This is a genomic window from Dorea sp. Marseille-P4042 (genome assembly GCF_900290215.1).
GTDB lineage: Bacteria > Bacillota > Clostridia > Lachnospirales > Lachnospiraceae > Dorea > Dorea formicigenerans.
The window spans coordinates 114,275-128,934 of sequence record NZ_OLMI01000001.1 but is presented as its reverse complement, the minus strand read 5'-3'; the positions used below and the strand labels follow the sequence as shown (position 1 = coordinate 128,934).

The window sequence follows — 14,660 nt, the reverse complement described above, 5'->3', positions numbered from 1 at the left end:
GCAACTGATGCCGGAAAATCCTTCGTGTTCAAGACGCTATGGTTTGGGATTCTATTTATATTTTCACACTATTCTACTGCGCCCAATCCGGCACCTCATCTTCGTAATATACCTGATTTTCGGACAGTATCTGCATTTCTCCGTCTTTGATCTCTACTTCTGTGACTGCGCAGTTTTTATGAATGCTGCCAGCCCAAAGTTCGGATAATGGTGCTTTTTTTATATTATTGAGTAATGTTGCCAGCGCAACTCCGTGTGTGACCAAAAGAATATTTTTATCTTCGTATTCTTCCTGTCCTACAAGCCATTTAAGGAAATCATCTGTACGTTCTTTTACTTCTGCAAAGGATTCTCCACCCGGTGCTCCTGCAAAATGTTCCGGATCATCGTAGAATTTCAGGAATTCGTCCGGAACTTCCATCTGGTTTCTTGCTACACTTTTTCCTTCCCATTCACCAAAGGCAATTTCTTTCAGTCTTTTATCCATAATAATTGGAACTTTACTGCTTCCTTCATCTAAAATCAGATTAGCCGTCTCCAGTGCTCTTTTTAAATCACTTGAAAAACAAAGATCGAATCTGACATTGCGAAGACCGATCCCTGTCTCTTTCGCGAGATGTCTTCCAAAATCATTTAACGGAATGTCTTCCTGTCCCTGTAGTCTTTTTTCTTTGTTCCAGTCTGTCTGTCCATGCCTGACTAAATATAACTTCATAATCTGTCACCTGTTCCCTAAAATTCTATTTTGCAAAAACAAATTTTGCATTTCAATCTCGCATTTTTCTAGCATATCTATCTGCCAGATGTTATACTGATATTATTGTATTGATGCATATTCTAATGTTCCAATACAATAAATCACAATGAAAAGGAGTATTTTATTATGGAAAAAATCACAAGTTTCACCATAAATCATCTGAAACTGTTACCTGGAGTCTACGTATCTCGCGTAGATTATGTTGCAGGCAATCCGGTTACAACTTTTGACCTTCGTATGACTGCCCCGAACCGCGAACCTGTTATGAACACTGCAGAGATGCACACCATGGAACACCTTGGCGCAACATTCCTCAGAAACGATCCGGAATTCGGTGAAAAAGACATCTACTTCGGACCTATGGGCTGTCGTACTGGTTTCTACCTTGTACTTGCAGGTGAATACAAGTCTCGCGACATCGTTCCTCTAATGAAGCGTATGTTTACATTTATCGCTGAATTCGAAGGCGATATTCCTGGTGCCGCTGCCCGTGACTGTGGCAACTACCTGGATCAGAATTTAGGAATGGCCAAATACCTTTCCAAAAAGTATCTGGCCGAAGTCCTGAACGATATTACTGATGAAAGATTGATCTATCCTGAATAATCTTATTCTTCATTTTCAATCTGAATTTGACATGTCTTCATGACTGCCAGTGCATTCTTATGGCCTTCTGGTGTTGATCCGGCACAGCATGCTGCATCAACGATAATCGGTTTATCCGGGAAGAAGGCTTTAAGAATCATTGCATTAGAAATCACACAAATATCTGTACAGACACCAATCAGTGTAATACTCTCCACTCTTTCATTCTTAATGACACGAAGATTACTTCTGTAATCATTCAGCTTAAATCCAAGTTCAATACTTCCAAATGATGATTTATTTAAAATATCTCCTTCACAGAGTACATCAATTTCCGGAGTCAGTTTCCATCCATCTGTACCACGGATACAATGTTTAACCGGAAGATTCTTTCCTTCCTGTGTCTCCAGATATTTTTCATCGTGTGTATCACGGGTATAGAACACCTTTCCATCAAAATTCTTGATCTTCTCTGCCACTTTTGGCACAATCGCCTGAGCTTCTTTTGTTCCAAGCGCACCGTCAATAAAATCATTCTGCATGTCAATTACGACTAATATCTTCATAATCTATAACCCTCCAATACTTTTTTCGACATTTTGCTCTCTATTTTCTATATTATATAATCTTTGTGAATAATGCAAGTGCAGTTGTAGATAAAAAAACAAAAAAAAGAGAACAAAATATATACATCTTGTCCTCTGATTTATTCTTATTCAAATAAGTATTCTTAATTTAATTAAGCGATTTTGCTTTTAGCAAGCTCTGCAAGTGTTGCAAATCCTTCTGCATCATTAACAGCCATCTCTGCAAGCATCTTTCTGTTGATATCTACACCAGCAACTTTAAGTCCGTGCATCATCTTGCTGTAGGAAAGTCCATTTAATCTGGCTGCTGCGTTGATACGAGCAATCCAGAGCTGACGCATCTGACGTTTGCGCTGTTTTCTTCCTGCATATGAAGATGTAAGAGCTCTCATTACAGACTGTTTTGCAACTCTGTACTGTTTAGAACGTGCTCCTCTGTATCCTTTTGCTAATTTTAAAGTTCTATTGTGTTTCTTTTTAGCGTTAAGTCCGCCTTTAATTCTTGCCATGTCTTATTTTCCTCCTTCAATCTATCTGCTGAAAATCTTACAAATATGGTAAGATTTTCTTCATGTTCTTTACGTTTGTCTCGTCTGCGATTGTAGCGTGTCTTAAGTTTCTCTTTCTCTTAGTAGACTTCTTTGTTAAGATATGGCTCTTGTAAGCTTTATTTCTTTTTAATTTTCCTGTACCTGTCTTTTTGAAGCGCTTTGCTGCTGCTCTGCTTGTTTTAATTTTTGGCATGATATAGTTCCTCCTTTAATGAAATTACATGTAATTATTTTTAACGTTTTTCAGTTAAAACCATGCTCATACTTCTACCTTCCAGTTTGGCCGGCTTCTCTACTACTGCAACCTCTGCCAGCATCTCGGCAAAATCGTCAAGAATATGCTTGCTCTGCTGCATATGTGCCATCTCACGACCACGGAAACGTAATGTAACTTTTACCTTGTTTCCTTTTGCGATAAATTTCTTTGCATTGTTTACCTTCGTGTTCAGGTCGTTGGTATCAATGTTAGGTGAAATTCTTACTTCTTTCACCTCAACGGTTTTCTGCTTCTTCTTAGCCTCTTTTTCTTTTCTTGCAAGCTCATATCTGTATTTACCATAGTCGATAATCTTGCATACAGGTGGCTGAGCCTTTGGAGCAATCTTGACCAGATCTAATTCAGCTTCCTGAGCCAGTTTCATGGCTTCCTTAACCGGCATTACACCTAACTGATCTCCGTTCTCTGCAATTACTCTTACTTCTTTGTCTCTGATCTGTCCGTTAATCATTAAATCGCTAATTGTCGTGCACCCCCATCATAAAAATAAAATAAGTGAATAGTTCGAGACTATCCACTTATATCTGCATCATAATCCTGTTATGGTTATCAGCTCAATATCTGACCAATAGTCACCCGATTGTGCTATGGTGAGAGTGGATACTCTACTTTGTTTTTCTTTCACACAAGTGATAGATTAACACATCAATCCTGTAGTGTCAACAACTTTTTTGACTTTTCCTGAAATATTTTTGACTTTTTGACATTTCAACACTTTCCTATGCTGACCTTACAGCTTTACTTCTCTTTTATCTCCCATACAGAATACTGCTACAACACCCGGACCGGTATGTCCTCCGATAACAGTTCCGATATTGTTAATATAAATGTTCTGGATTCCCATTTTTTCCTGAACTCTTTTTGCAACATACTCTGCATCTTCCGGGCAATCGCCATGTGTGATCATTATGATCTCATTTTCATATCTCTCCGCCTGCTTTGCGGCCATGTCTACGATCTTGTTCAAAGACTTCTTTCTGCCACGCTCTTTGCCAACTACTTTCAGACATCCATTATCATCCATAATGATGATTGGTTTAATCTGTACCATTGTTCCAAGTACAGCACTTGTCTTGGACACACGTCCGCCTCTATGCAGATGATTCAGATCATCCACTGTTACATCATGGCAAATATGAAGCTTATTCTCTTCTGCCCACTTTGCAGCCTCCTCAATCGTCGCCCCGTTTTCCTTTTGTTTTAATACATAATATAGAAGTAACGCCTCTCCCAGACATGCACACAGTGTATCAATTACAATAATCTTACGTTCTGGATACTCCTCTTGAAGTTCCTCTGCCGCAATTTTCATACTGTTGCATGTTCCACTTAATCCAGATGAAAATGAAAGATGCAAAATATCTTTTCCTTCTTTCAGATATGGCTCCAACGCCTCACGTGCTTCGTCCGGATTGATCTGGGAAGTAGTAGACATTTTTCCTTCTCTTAATTTGTCAAAGAATTCTTTTGAAGACAGACCTTCCATATCCGAATATGTCTGTCCATCAATTGTATATTTCAACGGAATATACGGCACGCCTCTCTCGGTCAGCCATTCTCTCGTTGTATCTACGGTACTGTTTACAGTAATAATATAGTCGCTCATCGCAAGTCCTCCTTATATAACCGCTTTTTGGCAGTGTATAAATGCTATATTCACCTATGCAATATCATACCATGTTTATAGGAAGGTTGCAAAATTTTTCTTATATTTTCTATTAACTTGCTATTAACTTCAAGAATGCCTCAGCATTCTTGCTGCGAGGTGCGCGTCATGCAATTGCATGACACACTTCTACTGTGCCCCCCTGCAATCCTGCTGGAGGCTATCTCACACAATTCTAATGCTTTAATTCAATCTGATATTCAAATAACTCCGTCCGGACAGCGTTTTGTTAAAGCAGATGCTGCAGATCACAATCACCGTTCCTGCCAGAAATCCAATCCAGTTAAATACCGCAGTCAGTACCAGTAATTCCAGTCTCATAAATTTTAACGCATATCCAAGCTCAAAATTAGGCTGCGTATAGTTCGCAACTGCCACAAATGCCATGTACAGCATGACTTCTGCGTTAAACCATCCGGACTTCACGGAGAACTCTCCCATAACAAGACCGGCAATCACACTCAAAGGCGTACTAAGCATGCTCGGGGTGTTCAGCGCTGCAAGCCTCAGACCATCAATAGCCACTTCCAGCATCAAAAGCTGAAAAATAAGCGGAATGTTGACGGTATCTTTTACCGCCACAAATGCAAAAATTTTCGGCAGCCAGCTCAAATTCTGCATAAATAACAAAAACACTGGTGTCAGAAAGATGGTCAGAAATGTAATAAGCGCCCGGGATATTTTCAAATACATGCCCGTCAATGTCGGAAAATAATAATCATTTGCTTCTTCAATAATATCCAGAATTGACGTTGGCAGAATCATTGCAGACGGTGAATTGTCCACCAGGATCACGACTTTCCCTTCCAGCAGACAGGCAGCCGCGGTATCCGGCCGCTCTGTAAATTTAAATTTCGGGAATGGATTGTACCATTTCCGTTTAAACAGGCACTCTGCCAGACTTTGCTGATTCATGCGAAGATCATCCACTTTGATATCCCGGATTCGGTAATTTAAATTCTTTAAAAGTTCCTGATCTACCCGGTCTTCCATATAACAAAGTGCCACATCCGTTCTGGAACTTTCTCCAACCTCCAGCATTTTCATAACAAGATGCCGGTCACGGATACGCCGCCGCATGAGGGCGGTATTAAATACGATTGTCTCCACAAACCCGTCCCTGGAACCACGAAGAGATTTATCCTTGTCCGGTTCATCCACACTTCTCGCCGGATATGTTCTGCAGTCGATGGCAAGGCAAGCCTGATATCCGTCAATGAACAAACACGTGACTCCTGACAAAAGATTCCGGAAAATCTGATCAAAATCCCCGATCACGTCCACTTCCACATAGGGAATGCAGGTCGTTGCGAACGCCGCTGCGTCCTTTGGCATATCTTCCTCTTTGATATTAAAAAAAGAGTCCATGATTTTTAACATAGACTCATCTTTCGTAAAACCATCTATAAAGTAAAATGTAGCGTCTTTTCCTCCAATCTGTATATCCCTTTGAACGATATCAAAACTGTCTTCTACTGGCAGCATCTGATTCATATAGTCTACATTTTTATCTCTTTTTGAAAAAACTTTTGTCTTGTCAGCCATACATTTACCCTCATCTTCTAAAATTCTACTTACATTTTCTTTTCGTTGTTTCATCTGTTAATCGGTATATCTTGAAAAGTAATAATAAGTCAAAATCTATGATAATAGTATGTCTGAAACTTGCAGTATCATACTTGATGCCCTGACATTTTCAGTAATCCTTCTAATTATCTCTGGGATGTACTTCCGAACCCGCCATTTCTCACAGTTGTTACATCATCATCCATTGTAATTCCGTATTCCACAAAGATTCCCTGCATAAACCCACTTCCTGCTTCCAGTTCTACAGTCTTTCCTTCATTGGAATCATTCGTAAGTTTTGCAAAAATGTGTCCTTCATTGTCTGAGTAAAAATAATCGCTATCGATAATTCCTACCGTATTATTAAGCTGCAGACGGTACTTAAATCCAAGTCCGCTTCTCGGGTAGCATTTTAACACCCAGTTTTCCTGCATCTCCACACGGATTCCAGTCGGAATCTTTACTGTTTTCCCTGGTGCGAGCACAATCGGGATCGGTGTATAGAAATCATATCCGGCAGATCCGGCCGTTGCACGTTTCGGAAGCTTGATTGACTGATAGATTTCCTTTAATTCCCCTTCTTTCATTTCTCCGAAGGTGTCCTGAAATCCTTCTGCGAACTGTTCAAAACTTACTTTGTGAAACTGTGCGATTCTCTTTGCCATCATATGTTCTCCTTTTTTCCCTTACATTTTTTTGAAATCTCCCGTATTAATTGCCACATTCAATACTGATTTCATTAAATAAGGTAAGAATATCATCGATTGCCATATCTTCTTTCTCTTTGCCTTTTTTGTCCAGTATCATGTGACCATTATGCATCATCACGAGGCGATTCCCATATTCTACTGCATAGCGCAGATTGTGTGTGACCATAATCGTTGTCAATTGTTTTTCTTTTACAATCTTATCAGTGAGCTGCATGATCAGCTCTGCCGTCTTTGGATCCAGTGCTGCTGTATGTTCATCAAGGATCAGAAATTCAATCGGTGTCATAGTGGACATTAAAAGTGCCATTGCCTGTCTCTGACCTCCGGATAAAGAACCGACTTTCACGTCCATCTTATCTTCCAGTCCGAGACCAAGCTGGGCAAGCTGCTCTCTGTAATATTCTATCCGAGCTTTATTCGTCCCACGTCCAAGACCATATAATTTTCCTTTATTGTCTGCCAGTGCCATATTTTCCAGAATTGTCATACTCGGACACGTGCCCATGGACGGGTTCTGATAAACACGGCCAATTCTTTTATTTCTCTTATATTCTTTTTCTTTTGTAATATCTGTATCCCCGATCAGAATCTGTCCAGACTCAACCGGGATACTTCCACAGATAATATTCAACATGGAAGTCTTTCCGGAACCATTGCTTCCGACTACGGAAAGGAATTCTCCTTTTTCAATATTCAGATTAAAGTCCTGAAAAAGACACATCTCATTGACGGATCCTACATTATAATACTTTGAAATTCCTTTTAATTCAAGCATTTCCTTTCACCTTCTTCTTTCCACCCATGCTGATTACAAGAACAACCAGAAATAATATTGCTGTAATAAGCTTCATTGCCTGTGGCTCAAAGTTACGAATTGCCACTGCCACGCATGCTTTGTAAATAATCGAGCCAACCAGAACTGCCGTTGTTGTCTTCACAAATGAAATCTTTTTAAAGATACTCGTTCCAATGATGACGCTCGCAAGTCCAATGACCATTGCTCCTGTTCCCATAGAAATCTCAAACACTCGCTCCTCCTGAGCAAATACACAGCCTGCCAGAGAGACAAGTCCATTTGAAATAGCAAGTCCGAGAATCTTTACATTTCCCTGGTCTTTTGCAAGAGAAGTTACAAGCACATGATTGTCTCCTACTGCTCTTAACAGATAGCCTGATTTTGTCTGCATGTAAAGATCCAGAAGGATTTTACAGATTATCGTCAGAACCAGAATCAGAATCAGAGTCATATATGGTTTTATTCCTGACGGAAGTCCATTTATAAAATCATTTTTAAAAATACTCTGCTGTGAAAACAGCGGTACATTTGCCGTTCCTGCAATATACAGATTCATGGTCCACAGAGCTGTCATCATAATAATACCTGACAGAAGATCACGTACTTTGCATTTTACATGGATAAGCCCTGTACAGATACCTGCCAGCACACCGGCTGCAAATGCCACCGGAAGCGTCAGATATGGATTCACTCCTCTTGTAATGAGGGCTGCTGTTACAGCCGCCCCCAGTGGAAAGCTTCCGTCTACTGTCAAATCTGGAAAATCCAGTATTTTATATGTAATGTAAAGTCCAAGTGATAAAATTCCATAGATAAGACCTTGTTCTAATATGGTTACGATAAGATTCATGAAAATGCCTCCGTTTACTTGCTCTGTGTGATCTCGTCAAATGCTTCTACTGCATTGTCTGAAAGATCTGTTGGAACTGTAATTCCAAGGTTCTCTGCCACTTTATTGTTCACATAGAATCCTGGAGTTGTAATTGTCTCAAAATTAAGTTCTGATGCTTTTTTCTCACCCTTCAATACCTGGGCTGCCATTTTACCAGTCTGTTTTCCAAGAGAAATGTAATCGATTCCCTCTGCTGCAAGGCATCCGATCTTTACCTGCTCAATCTCACTTCCGAATACCGGGATTTTCTTGTCATTCGCTTTTTCAAGTATCGTTGGAAGAGAAGCAACAACTGTATTATCTGTCAGGTTTGTAATGCAGTCTACTTTACTTAAAAGATCATCCGCTGCGAGAGAAACATCTGCAGTTGTTGCAATTCCTTTTGTCACAAGTTCAAAATCATATTTACCTACAAGGCCTTCATATTCTTTGATTGCTGATACAGAATTTGCCTCACTTGTTGTATACATGATTCCGATCGTCTTTGCCTGCGGAAGCATCTCACGGATCATCTTAAGCTGCTCTTCTACCGGAAGTTTATCAGATGTTCCTGTCACCTCCCCTGCCGGGGTTCCATCTTCTGATGCAAGCTCTGCTGCAACCGGATCTGTAACTGCTGTATAAATGACCGGAATTCCAGCATCCATTGCTGCGTTGTATGCGCTTTGTGCACTTGGTGTTGCAATTGCACAGATCAGATCTACTTTATCAGATACAAAACTATCGGAAATCTGTCCTGCTGTTCCCATATCTGCTGCTGCATTCTTCGTCTCAACTTTTAGGTTATCTCCTTCTTTGATTCCTTCTTCTTCCAGTCCCTGTAAAAATCCCTCCCGGCAATTATCTAAGGAATCATGCTCTGCAAACTGTTCAATTCCGATCGTATAACTTTCTTTTGCATCACTGCTCTTGTCGCTTCCGGATCCTGCACATCCTGTCAGTAATGCTGCCATCATTGCTCCTGTTAATAATCCTGCTACTAATTTTTTCTTCATAATTTTGTCTCCTTTTCTTTGTTTAAATTTTTCCTGTCTGCAGTCTGCATATCGCCAGCCGACTGACCACTTGTTAGGAGAGAAAATGTTCTGAGGGATTTATCTGGATATAAAGAAAACCGCCTCAAACAAACTGTTTGAGGCGGTAATATTATCTATTATCGCGGTACCACTCAACTTGACATAATGTCCACTTTTCTCATGTACTAACATACACTCCTGATTGATAACGGGTTCGGTTCCCGACAAACCATAATCTTCTGTATTCAGAATTTCCGGCTGCCCTCGAAAGTCCATTCGATTATCCACTTAGTACGGCAATCACACCACCTGCCGCTCTCTGAAACTTCGTCAAATCATCTACTTCTCTTTCTCAACGGTTTCTATAAATATTTGTTTTTATTTATGTTCTATACTTTAACGTGTTAAACTTGTTTTGTCAAGTTCTTTTTTTGCAATTCTTCAGTATTTTTCGTATCTATTGCAAAATAATCTTATTTTTCTCCTGACTTTCTAATGCCTCATATGCACTTTCATAGAAGAACTCCTGTGAATTAAGCGGTGCCTCTTCTCCCGGTTGTAATCTCGTATATTTTCCGTTACTTTTCAGTTCTCTTGCCTGTACATTGTCACTGAGCATCGTGATAAACATCTCGTTCAGACGCAGCTTCAGATCCGGATCTTCCACCGGTGCCGCCACTTCGACTCTATGTACCGTATTTCTCGTCATCCAGTCTGCAGATGCTATATAAATTTTCTGTCTTTCTTCTTTTCCAAATATATAAATTCTGGAATGTTCCAGAAAACGTCCTACAATACTGATGACCCGGATGTTTTCTGTATACCCTTCCACTCCCGGGATAAGGCAGCAGATTCCACGTACAATAAGTTCTATCTCCACGCCTGCCTGAGATGCCTCAATCAATTTATCCATCAGCTTTTTATCAGTCAGAGAATTCATTTTCACACCGATATAAGCTTCTTCTCCTCTCTTTGCATGACGGATCTCTTCCTCGATCATATCAAGTAATCGGTTCTGAAGACAATTTGGCGCTACCAGAAGTTTTTTGCTGACCTGAACCGTTTCTCCCATAAATAATGCCTGGAAGATTGCTGCTGCCTCCTCACCAATCTCCTGATCATACGTCATAAGAGACAGATCTGTGTACAGTCTTGCTGTCTTCTCATTATAATTTCCAGTACCAATTTGTGTATAATACTCGATTTTTCCATTCGTCTTTTTTGTAATCAGACACAATTTTGAATGAACCTTATATCCGTCCAGACCATATATGACTGTACAACCAGCCTCTTCCAGTCTTCTTGACCATTCAATATTATTTTCCTCATCAAATCTTGCTTTTAACTCTACAAGAACCAATACTTCTTTTCCATTTTCCGCCGCATCGATCAAAGCTTCCACGACCTTGCTCTGCTTTGCGACACGATACAGTGTCATCTTGATTGATACAACTTCATCGTCATTTGCAGCCTCAGAAAGCATATCTAGAAACGGACGTATACTCTCATATGGATAAGACAATAATTTATCTTTCTCCTTGATCTGCTCCAGAATCGATCTTTTGCTGTCAATCTGTGTAGACTTCTGAGGCACTCGTTTCTCATAGAACAATTCCGGATGATTGCGCAGGCTGTCCTGGATTTGAAATACAAAAGACAGATCAAGTGGTGAACTTCCACGGAATACATATTTGCCATCCAGATCCAGATACTCGCAGATCTTATCCACGATATCTCCATCCAGTTCTCTGGAAAACTCCACTCTTACCGGAAGCAGACGCTTTCTTTTCTTGATGATTCCTTCCATAAAATCGCGGTAATCCAAATCTTCATCATACAACGCATCTGCATCTATATCCGCATTTCTCGTTACGCGGATCAGAGATTTTGCCTTCACAAAATAACCTTTGAATACTTTCGAAATAAAGTGGAGGATCAGCTCTTCTGCCAGCATGTACGTTTCTTCTTCCGCCGGCACCTGCACAAGTCTCGGGAATACACCGGAATTACACGGAATAATTCCAAGTTTTTCTTTTCCGTTTTTCTTCTCCAGTACGACAACTGCATAGATACCTTTATTTTTCAAAAATGGAAACGGCTGTCTTTTTCCGACAACAATTGGAGAAATGAGCGGGGCAATCTCTGCATCAAAATACTGTTCCAGATATTTTCCTTCTTTTTTGCCAATTTTACGGAAATCCACAAGGCGAATCCCTGCCTGTGCAACTTCATCCATCAGATTTTCATAGACTGTATCTTTTCTGCGGTTCAGCTTTGCGACCCGTGCCAGGATTGCCTGAATCTGTTCTTTTGCTGTCATTCCAGTCTTATTGTCTTTTACATTTTTCGAAACAATCATCTGATCAATCAAAGATCCTACACGCACCATGAAAAATTCATCTAGATTACTCTGGTAAATTGATGCAAATGTCAGTCGTTCACAGAGCGGATTTTTCTCACTTTCTGCTTCTTCCAACACTCTTTCATTGAATTTCAGCCAGGATAATTCCCGATTCATAAATATCGTTTCATTTGTCATTTTACTTAATTTTCCTCCTTTACAAATGCTGTAAATTCATTTAAATCAGACTGCGCAAGTACAGCATCTGCAATATTTACACAACAGTTTCCCATTCTTCCGATATTCTGAAGAACATGGTTAAACGGTACCGTCAGCTTACTGGAACATTTTCCCTTTCCTACACGCTCGACATGGGATTTTCCCATATGTATGGTGAGATCCAGAACCTTTTCTTTTTTCTTCACAATTTTTTTTGCATTCTCTGTACTGCCCGTCATAAGTACCTGAATTGCCTCCCGGTACATACCCTGAATCTGCTCCAGACTATTCGTCAGATCACGCATGGCTTCTTTGGAGTATTTGTACTTCTGTTCTTTCTTCTCACGGACAGCTTCTGCAATCTCCATACTCAGACCATTGACGCGGTCTACATCTCCAAGCATATACATAAGCCCTGCTGTCTGGGTAGTCTGCTTCTCTGTCAGGGAACCGGAAGAAAACATATTTGTCAGATACTCATTAATCTGCTCTGTTAATTTTCCTACGTCATGTCCCTGTTCCATCACTTCTTCCAGTTGTTCCCTGGTTTCCCCTTTCACAAGATTGATCAATTTCTGGAGTGTTTCACCTGCCATCTCACTGCATCTTGTAATCTCTTTTCTCGCAAGGCTCAGTGCAACTGTCGGTTGTCCGATCAGTTTATCATCAAGAAACTGCGGACGTGAAGGCTCTCTCTTTTCACTTGTCTTTGCGTCCGGAATGATTTTCATAACAATCTTCACCATCAGCCAGATCAGTGGAATCCAGATCAATGTCATCACAATATTAAAGCTTGTATGTGCATTTGCAATCTGTCGGGAAATCACCTGAACCTCCGGTCCCTTAGGTGAGATCATCTGGATCACATATGCGAATGGTTTGATAAGCCAGATAAAGATCAGTGCACCGGACAGGTTAAAAACACAGTGTGCAACCGCAGTTCTCTTGGCATCTCTTGGCTGTCCGACACTGGCAAGAAGTGCCGTAATCGTTGTTCCGATATTGTCTCCTAAAAGAATCGGGATTGCACCGGTTAGTCCCAGAATACTGGTTACACCATCCGGACCTGCCTGAGATGCAAAATTCTGCAGTACTGCGATGGTCGCACTACTACTCTGTACAACCAGCGTCATCGTCGTTCCAACTACAACACCAAGCACCGGCATATCTGCAACTTTTGCAATTAAGTCTACGAAAAACGGACTGGATGCCAGTGGCTTCATAACACTTCCCATAGTCTCAATTCCAAGGAACAATAAACCAAATGCAAAAATAGTCTGTCCGATACTCTTTGCTCTTTCTGATTTTACAATAAATGAAATAATAAATCCAATAAATATAATGATGTAAATATAATCACTCAACTTAAATGCGATAATCTGAGCTGTCATTGTCGTACCGATATTTGCACCTATTATAATCGAAATTGCCTGTGGCAGATTCATAAGTCCTGCACTGACAAAACCAATTGCCATAACTGTCGTTGCACTACTGCTCTGAAGCACTGCTGTTGTAAGCGCACCTGCCAAAACACCAAGGATCGGATTCTTTGTAAGTAATGCAAGAATCGTCTTCATTTTCTCTCCTGCTGCCTTCTGCAGACATTCGCTCATCATATTCATACCATACAAAAATATTGCAAGACCACCTAGCAGGCCAAATACAATCTGTAACTTTTCATTCATCTTCGAATTCTCCTCTTTCTCTTTTTCATACGCTACTTACTGTAAGTCTTCCCAGTTCTTAACGCCACCGGTATATATACTTTTCAGCATATATAATGTGATATCAGATAGTGGATTTTTCTGGTTTACAATCACTGCAATTTTGTCTTTTGCCACCGTATTATAGTTCAAAAGTTCTTTTTCATAATCTTTTAAATCTCTTGATGACATTGCCATGTCACAATTTCCTAACATAACACTGTTCAGACCCTTTGTAGAATCCGTTGCCGTAACTTGAATAGTTGCATGTGTATTAATCTTCATATATGCATCTGCGATTTCCTTCATCAGGGCAGCCATTGATGTTGAACCTTCGATTCGTATTGTTCCTTCTGACTGGTTCGATAAAAATGTCGCATTCTTCGCAATTGTTTCATAATGCCCACTTACAATTTCCTGTCCTGCACTTTGAACATATGTCATAAAATCCTGTTCCACATCATTAAGTGTTCCACTGTAGGCAAGATAGAACGAACGAGTCAGCGGATATTTCCCCTTATTATCAGAAACCGCTTCTCCATTGATTTCCAAAGTCTTTACACCCTCGATCCCGGTAGTTTCCGCTGACACATAACCGATCGCAGATGGATTTTTATTCACAGTTTCAATGACGGAGTCCATACTGTCAGCAATGGTAGCTGTATTCACTGTTTTGTCTATACCATCAGCTCCGTCTTTATTAAATCCTGCAAGCGAAGCAAATGTATCTCTTGTCCCTGAGCCTTCTTCCCTGGAAATCACCTGAATTTGCCCGAGTTTATTAAGTTCTTCATTATTATTTTTATCTACCTGAGAGTTTTTCTGTCCGCAGCCAATTAAAGCAGTCACCAGACAGACTGTAAATAAAAATGACCATTTTTTTCTTGTCATTACATGTTCCTCCTCATTATCAAAATCAGTGTAACGTATCTTCGTAAAATCTATGTTAAGTCAAATGTTAAATGTATGTAAAAAGTAATTTTAAAAAGAAAAA

At 40.1% G+C, this 14,660-nt stretch carries 15 protein-coding genes and 1 other annotated feature; of the genes, 1 reads left to right on the top strand and 14 read right to left on the bottom strand.

The annotated features are described in order from the left end of the window. Positions 1-73: 73 nt before the first annotated feature. On the bottom strand, positions 74-715 hold the full coding sequence (locus C7E02_RS00625; RefSeq protein ID WP_105308533.1) for a histidine phosphatase family protein: 642 nt from the start codon (positions 713-715) through the stop codon (positions 74-76). Between the two features lie 168 nt (positions 716-883). Between C7E02_RS00625 and C7E02_RS00620 the strand changes: the two genes are divergently transcribed. After that, complete coding sequence (locus tag C7E02_RS00620) at positions 884-1,363, top strand: S-ribosylhomocysteine lyase (protein WP_022279089.1); 480 nt, start codon at positions 884-886, stop codon at positions 1,361-1,363. A gap of 2 nt (positions 1,364-1,365) precedes the next feature. Here C7E02_RS00620 and C7E02_RS00615 read toward each other — a convergent pair whose 3' ends face one another. The 13 genes from C7E02_RS00615 to C7E02_RS00550 all read right to left on the bottom strand — a co-directional run bounded on the left by C7E02_RS00615 (position 1,366) and on the right by C7E02_RS00550 (position 14,557). After that, entirely contained in the window at positions 1,366-1,908 is a 543-nt protein-coding gene (locus C7E02_RS00615; RefSeq protein ID WP_022279088.1) for a cysteine hydrolase family protein, read from the bottom strand. Positions 1,909-2,081: 173 nt separating this feature from the next. Continuing rightward, positions 2,082-2,438 carry a 50S ribosomal protein L20 gene (gene rplT, locus C7E02_RS00610; protein ID WP_005333053.1) on the bottom strand — a complete coding sequence of 119 codons (357 nt, stop codon included), beginning with the start codon at positions 2,436-2,438 and terminating at the stop codon, positions 2,082-2,084. Between the two features lie 37 nt (positions 2,439-2,475). Next, positions 2,476-2,673, bottom strand: a complete 198-nt coding sequence (rpmI, locus tag C7E02_RS00605; protein WP_005333054.1) for a 50S ribosomal protein L35 — start codon at positions 2,671-2,673, stop codon at positions 2,476-2,478. Between the two features lie 40 nt (positions 2,674-2,713). Beyond that, complete coding sequence (infC, locus tag C7E02_RS00600; RefSeq protein ID WP_005333055.1) at positions 2,714-3,208, bottom strand: translation initiation factor IF-3; 495 nt, start codon at positions 3,206-3,208, stop codon at positions 2,714-2,716. Between the two features lie 279 nt (positions 3,209-3,487). After that, positions 3,488-4,363: a DegV family protein gene (locus C7E02_RS00595; RefSeq protein ID WP_105308532.1), complete on the bottom strand. Its 876-nt coding sequence runs from the start codon at positions 4,361-4,363 to the stop codon at positions 3,488-3,490. A gap of 243 nt (positions 4,364-4,606) precedes the next feature. Next, positions 4,607-5,968, bottom strand: coding sequence for a spore germination protein (locus C7E02_RS00590; protein ID WP_005339277.1), 1,362 nt, complete (start codon positions 5,966-5,968; stop codon positions 4,607-4,609). A 167-nt stretch (positions 5,969-6,135) separates the two neighbouring features. Then, on the bottom strand, positions 6,136-6,654 hold the full coding sequence (locus C7E02_RS00585; RefSeq protein ID WP_029731653.1) for a deoxyuridine 5'-triphosphate nucleotidohydrolase: 519 nt from the start codon (positions 6,652-6,654) through the stop codon (positions 6,136-6,138). Positions 6,655-6,700: 46 nt separating this feature from the next. Next, positions 6,701-7,474 (bottom strand): ABC transporter ATP-binding protein, encoded by a 774-nt coding sequence (locus C7E02_RS00580; RefSeq protein WP_005339276.1) that lies wholly within the window; start codon positions 7,472-7,474, stop codon positions 6,701-6,703. Next, positions 7,467-8,345: an ABC transporter permease gene (locus C7E02_RS00575; protein ID WP_022279086.1), complete on the bottom strand. Its 879-nt coding sequence runs from the start codon at positions 8,343-8,345 to the stop codon at positions 7,467-7,469. Before C7E02_RS00575 ends, C7E02_RS00580 begins: the two co-directional genes overlap by 8 nt. 14 nt (positions 8,346-8,359) lie before the next feature. Continuing rightward, a complete protein-coding gene (locus tag C7E02_RS00570) occupies positions 8,360-9,382 on the bottom strand; it encodes an ABC transporter substrate-binding protein (RefSeq protein ID WP_105308531.1) in 1,023 nt (340 codons plus the stop codon). Between the two features lie 135 nt (positions 9,383-9,517). Further along, positions 9,518-9,768, bottom strand: a binding site (T-box leader). Positions 9,769-9,860: 92 nt separating this feature from the next. Further along, entirely contained in the window at positions 9,861-11,942 is a 2,082-nt protein-coding gene (gene ppk1, locus C7E02_RS00560) for a polyphosphate kinase 1 (protein WP_105308530.1), read from the bottom strand. A 5-nt stretch (positions 11,943-11,947) separates the two neighbouring features. After that, entirely contained in the window at positions 11,948-13,648 is a 1,701-nt protein-coding gene (locus C7E02_RS00555) for a Na/Pi cotransporter family protein (RefSeq protein ID WP_005339271.1), read from the bottom strand. Between the two features lie 36 nt (positions 13,649-13,684). Next, positions 13,685-14,557, bottom strand: a complete 873-nt coding sequence (locus C7E02_RS00550) for a substrate-binding domain-containing protein (RefSeq protein WP_105308529.1) — start codon at positions 14,555-14,557, stop codon at positions 13,685-13,687. Between the last annotated feature and the right edge of the window lie 103 nt (positions 14,558-14,660).

What these genes read in the sequence shown, in the direction of transcription:
- C7E02_RS00625 (WP_105308533.1), bottom strand. Translation starts at nt 715, where the DNA reads ATGAAGTTATATTTAGTCAGGCATGGACAGACAGACTGGAACAAAGAA.
- C7E02_RS00620 (WP_022279089.1), top strand. Translation starts at nt 884, where the DNA reads ATGGAAAAAATCACAAGTTTCACCATAAATCATCTGAAACTGTTACCT.
- C7E02_RS00615 (WP_022279088.1), bottom strand. Translation starts at nt 1,908, where the DNA reads ATGAAGATATTAGTCGTAATTGACATGCAGAATGATTTTATTGACGGT.
- rplT (WP_005333053.1), bottom strand. Translation starts at nt 2,438, where the DNA reads ATGGCAAGAATTAAAGGCGGACTTAACGCTAAAAAGAAACACAATAGA.
- rpmI (WP_005333054.1), bottom strand. Translation starts at nt 2,673, where the DNA reads ATGCCAAAAATTAAAACAAGCAGAGCAGCAGCAAAGCGCTTCAAAAAG.
- infC (WP_005333055.1), bottom strand. Translation starts at nt 3,208, where the DNA reads ATGATTAACGGACAGATCAGAGACAAAGAAGTAAGAGTAATTGCAGAG.
- C7E02_RS00595 (WP_105308532.1), bottom strand. Translation starts at nt 4,363, where the DNA reads ATGAGCGACTATATTATTACTGTAAACAGTACCGTAGATACAACGAGA.
- C7E02_RS00590 (WP_005339277.1), bottom strand. Translation starts at nt 5,968, where the DNA reads ATGGCTGACAAGACAAAAGTTTTTTCAAAAAGAGATAAAAATGTAGAC.
- C7E02_RS00585 (WP_029731653.1), bottom strand. Translation starts at nt 6,654, where the DNA reads ATGGCAAAGAGAATCGCACAGTTTCACAAAGTAAGTTTTGAACAGTTC.
- C7E02_RS00580 (WP_005339276.1), bottom strand. Translation starts at nt 7,474, where the DNA reads ATGCTTGAATTAAAAGGAATTTCAAAGTATTATAATGTAGGATCCGTC.
- C7E02_RS00575 (WP_022279086.1), bottom strand. Translation starts at nt 8,345, where the DNA reads ATGAATCTTATCGTAACCATATTAGAACAAGGTCTTATCTATGGAATT.
- C7E02_RS00570 (WP_105308531.1), bottom strand. Translation starts at nt 9,382, where the DNA reads ATGAAGAAAAAATTAGTAGCAGGATTATTAACAGGAGCAATGATGGCA.
- ppk1 (WP_105308530.1), bottom strand. Translation starts at nt 11,942, where the DNA reads ATGACAAATGAAACGATATTTATGAATCGGGAATTATCCTGGCTGAAA.
- C7E02_RS00555 (WP_005339271.1), bottom strand. Translation starts at nt 13,648, where the DNA reads ATGAATGAAAAGTTACAGATTGTATTTGGCCTGCTAGGTGGTCTTGCA.
- C7E02_RS00550 (WP_105308529.1), bottom strand. Translation starts at nt 14,557, where the DNA reads ATGACAAGAAAAAAATGGTCATTTTTATTTACAGTCTGTCTGGTGACT.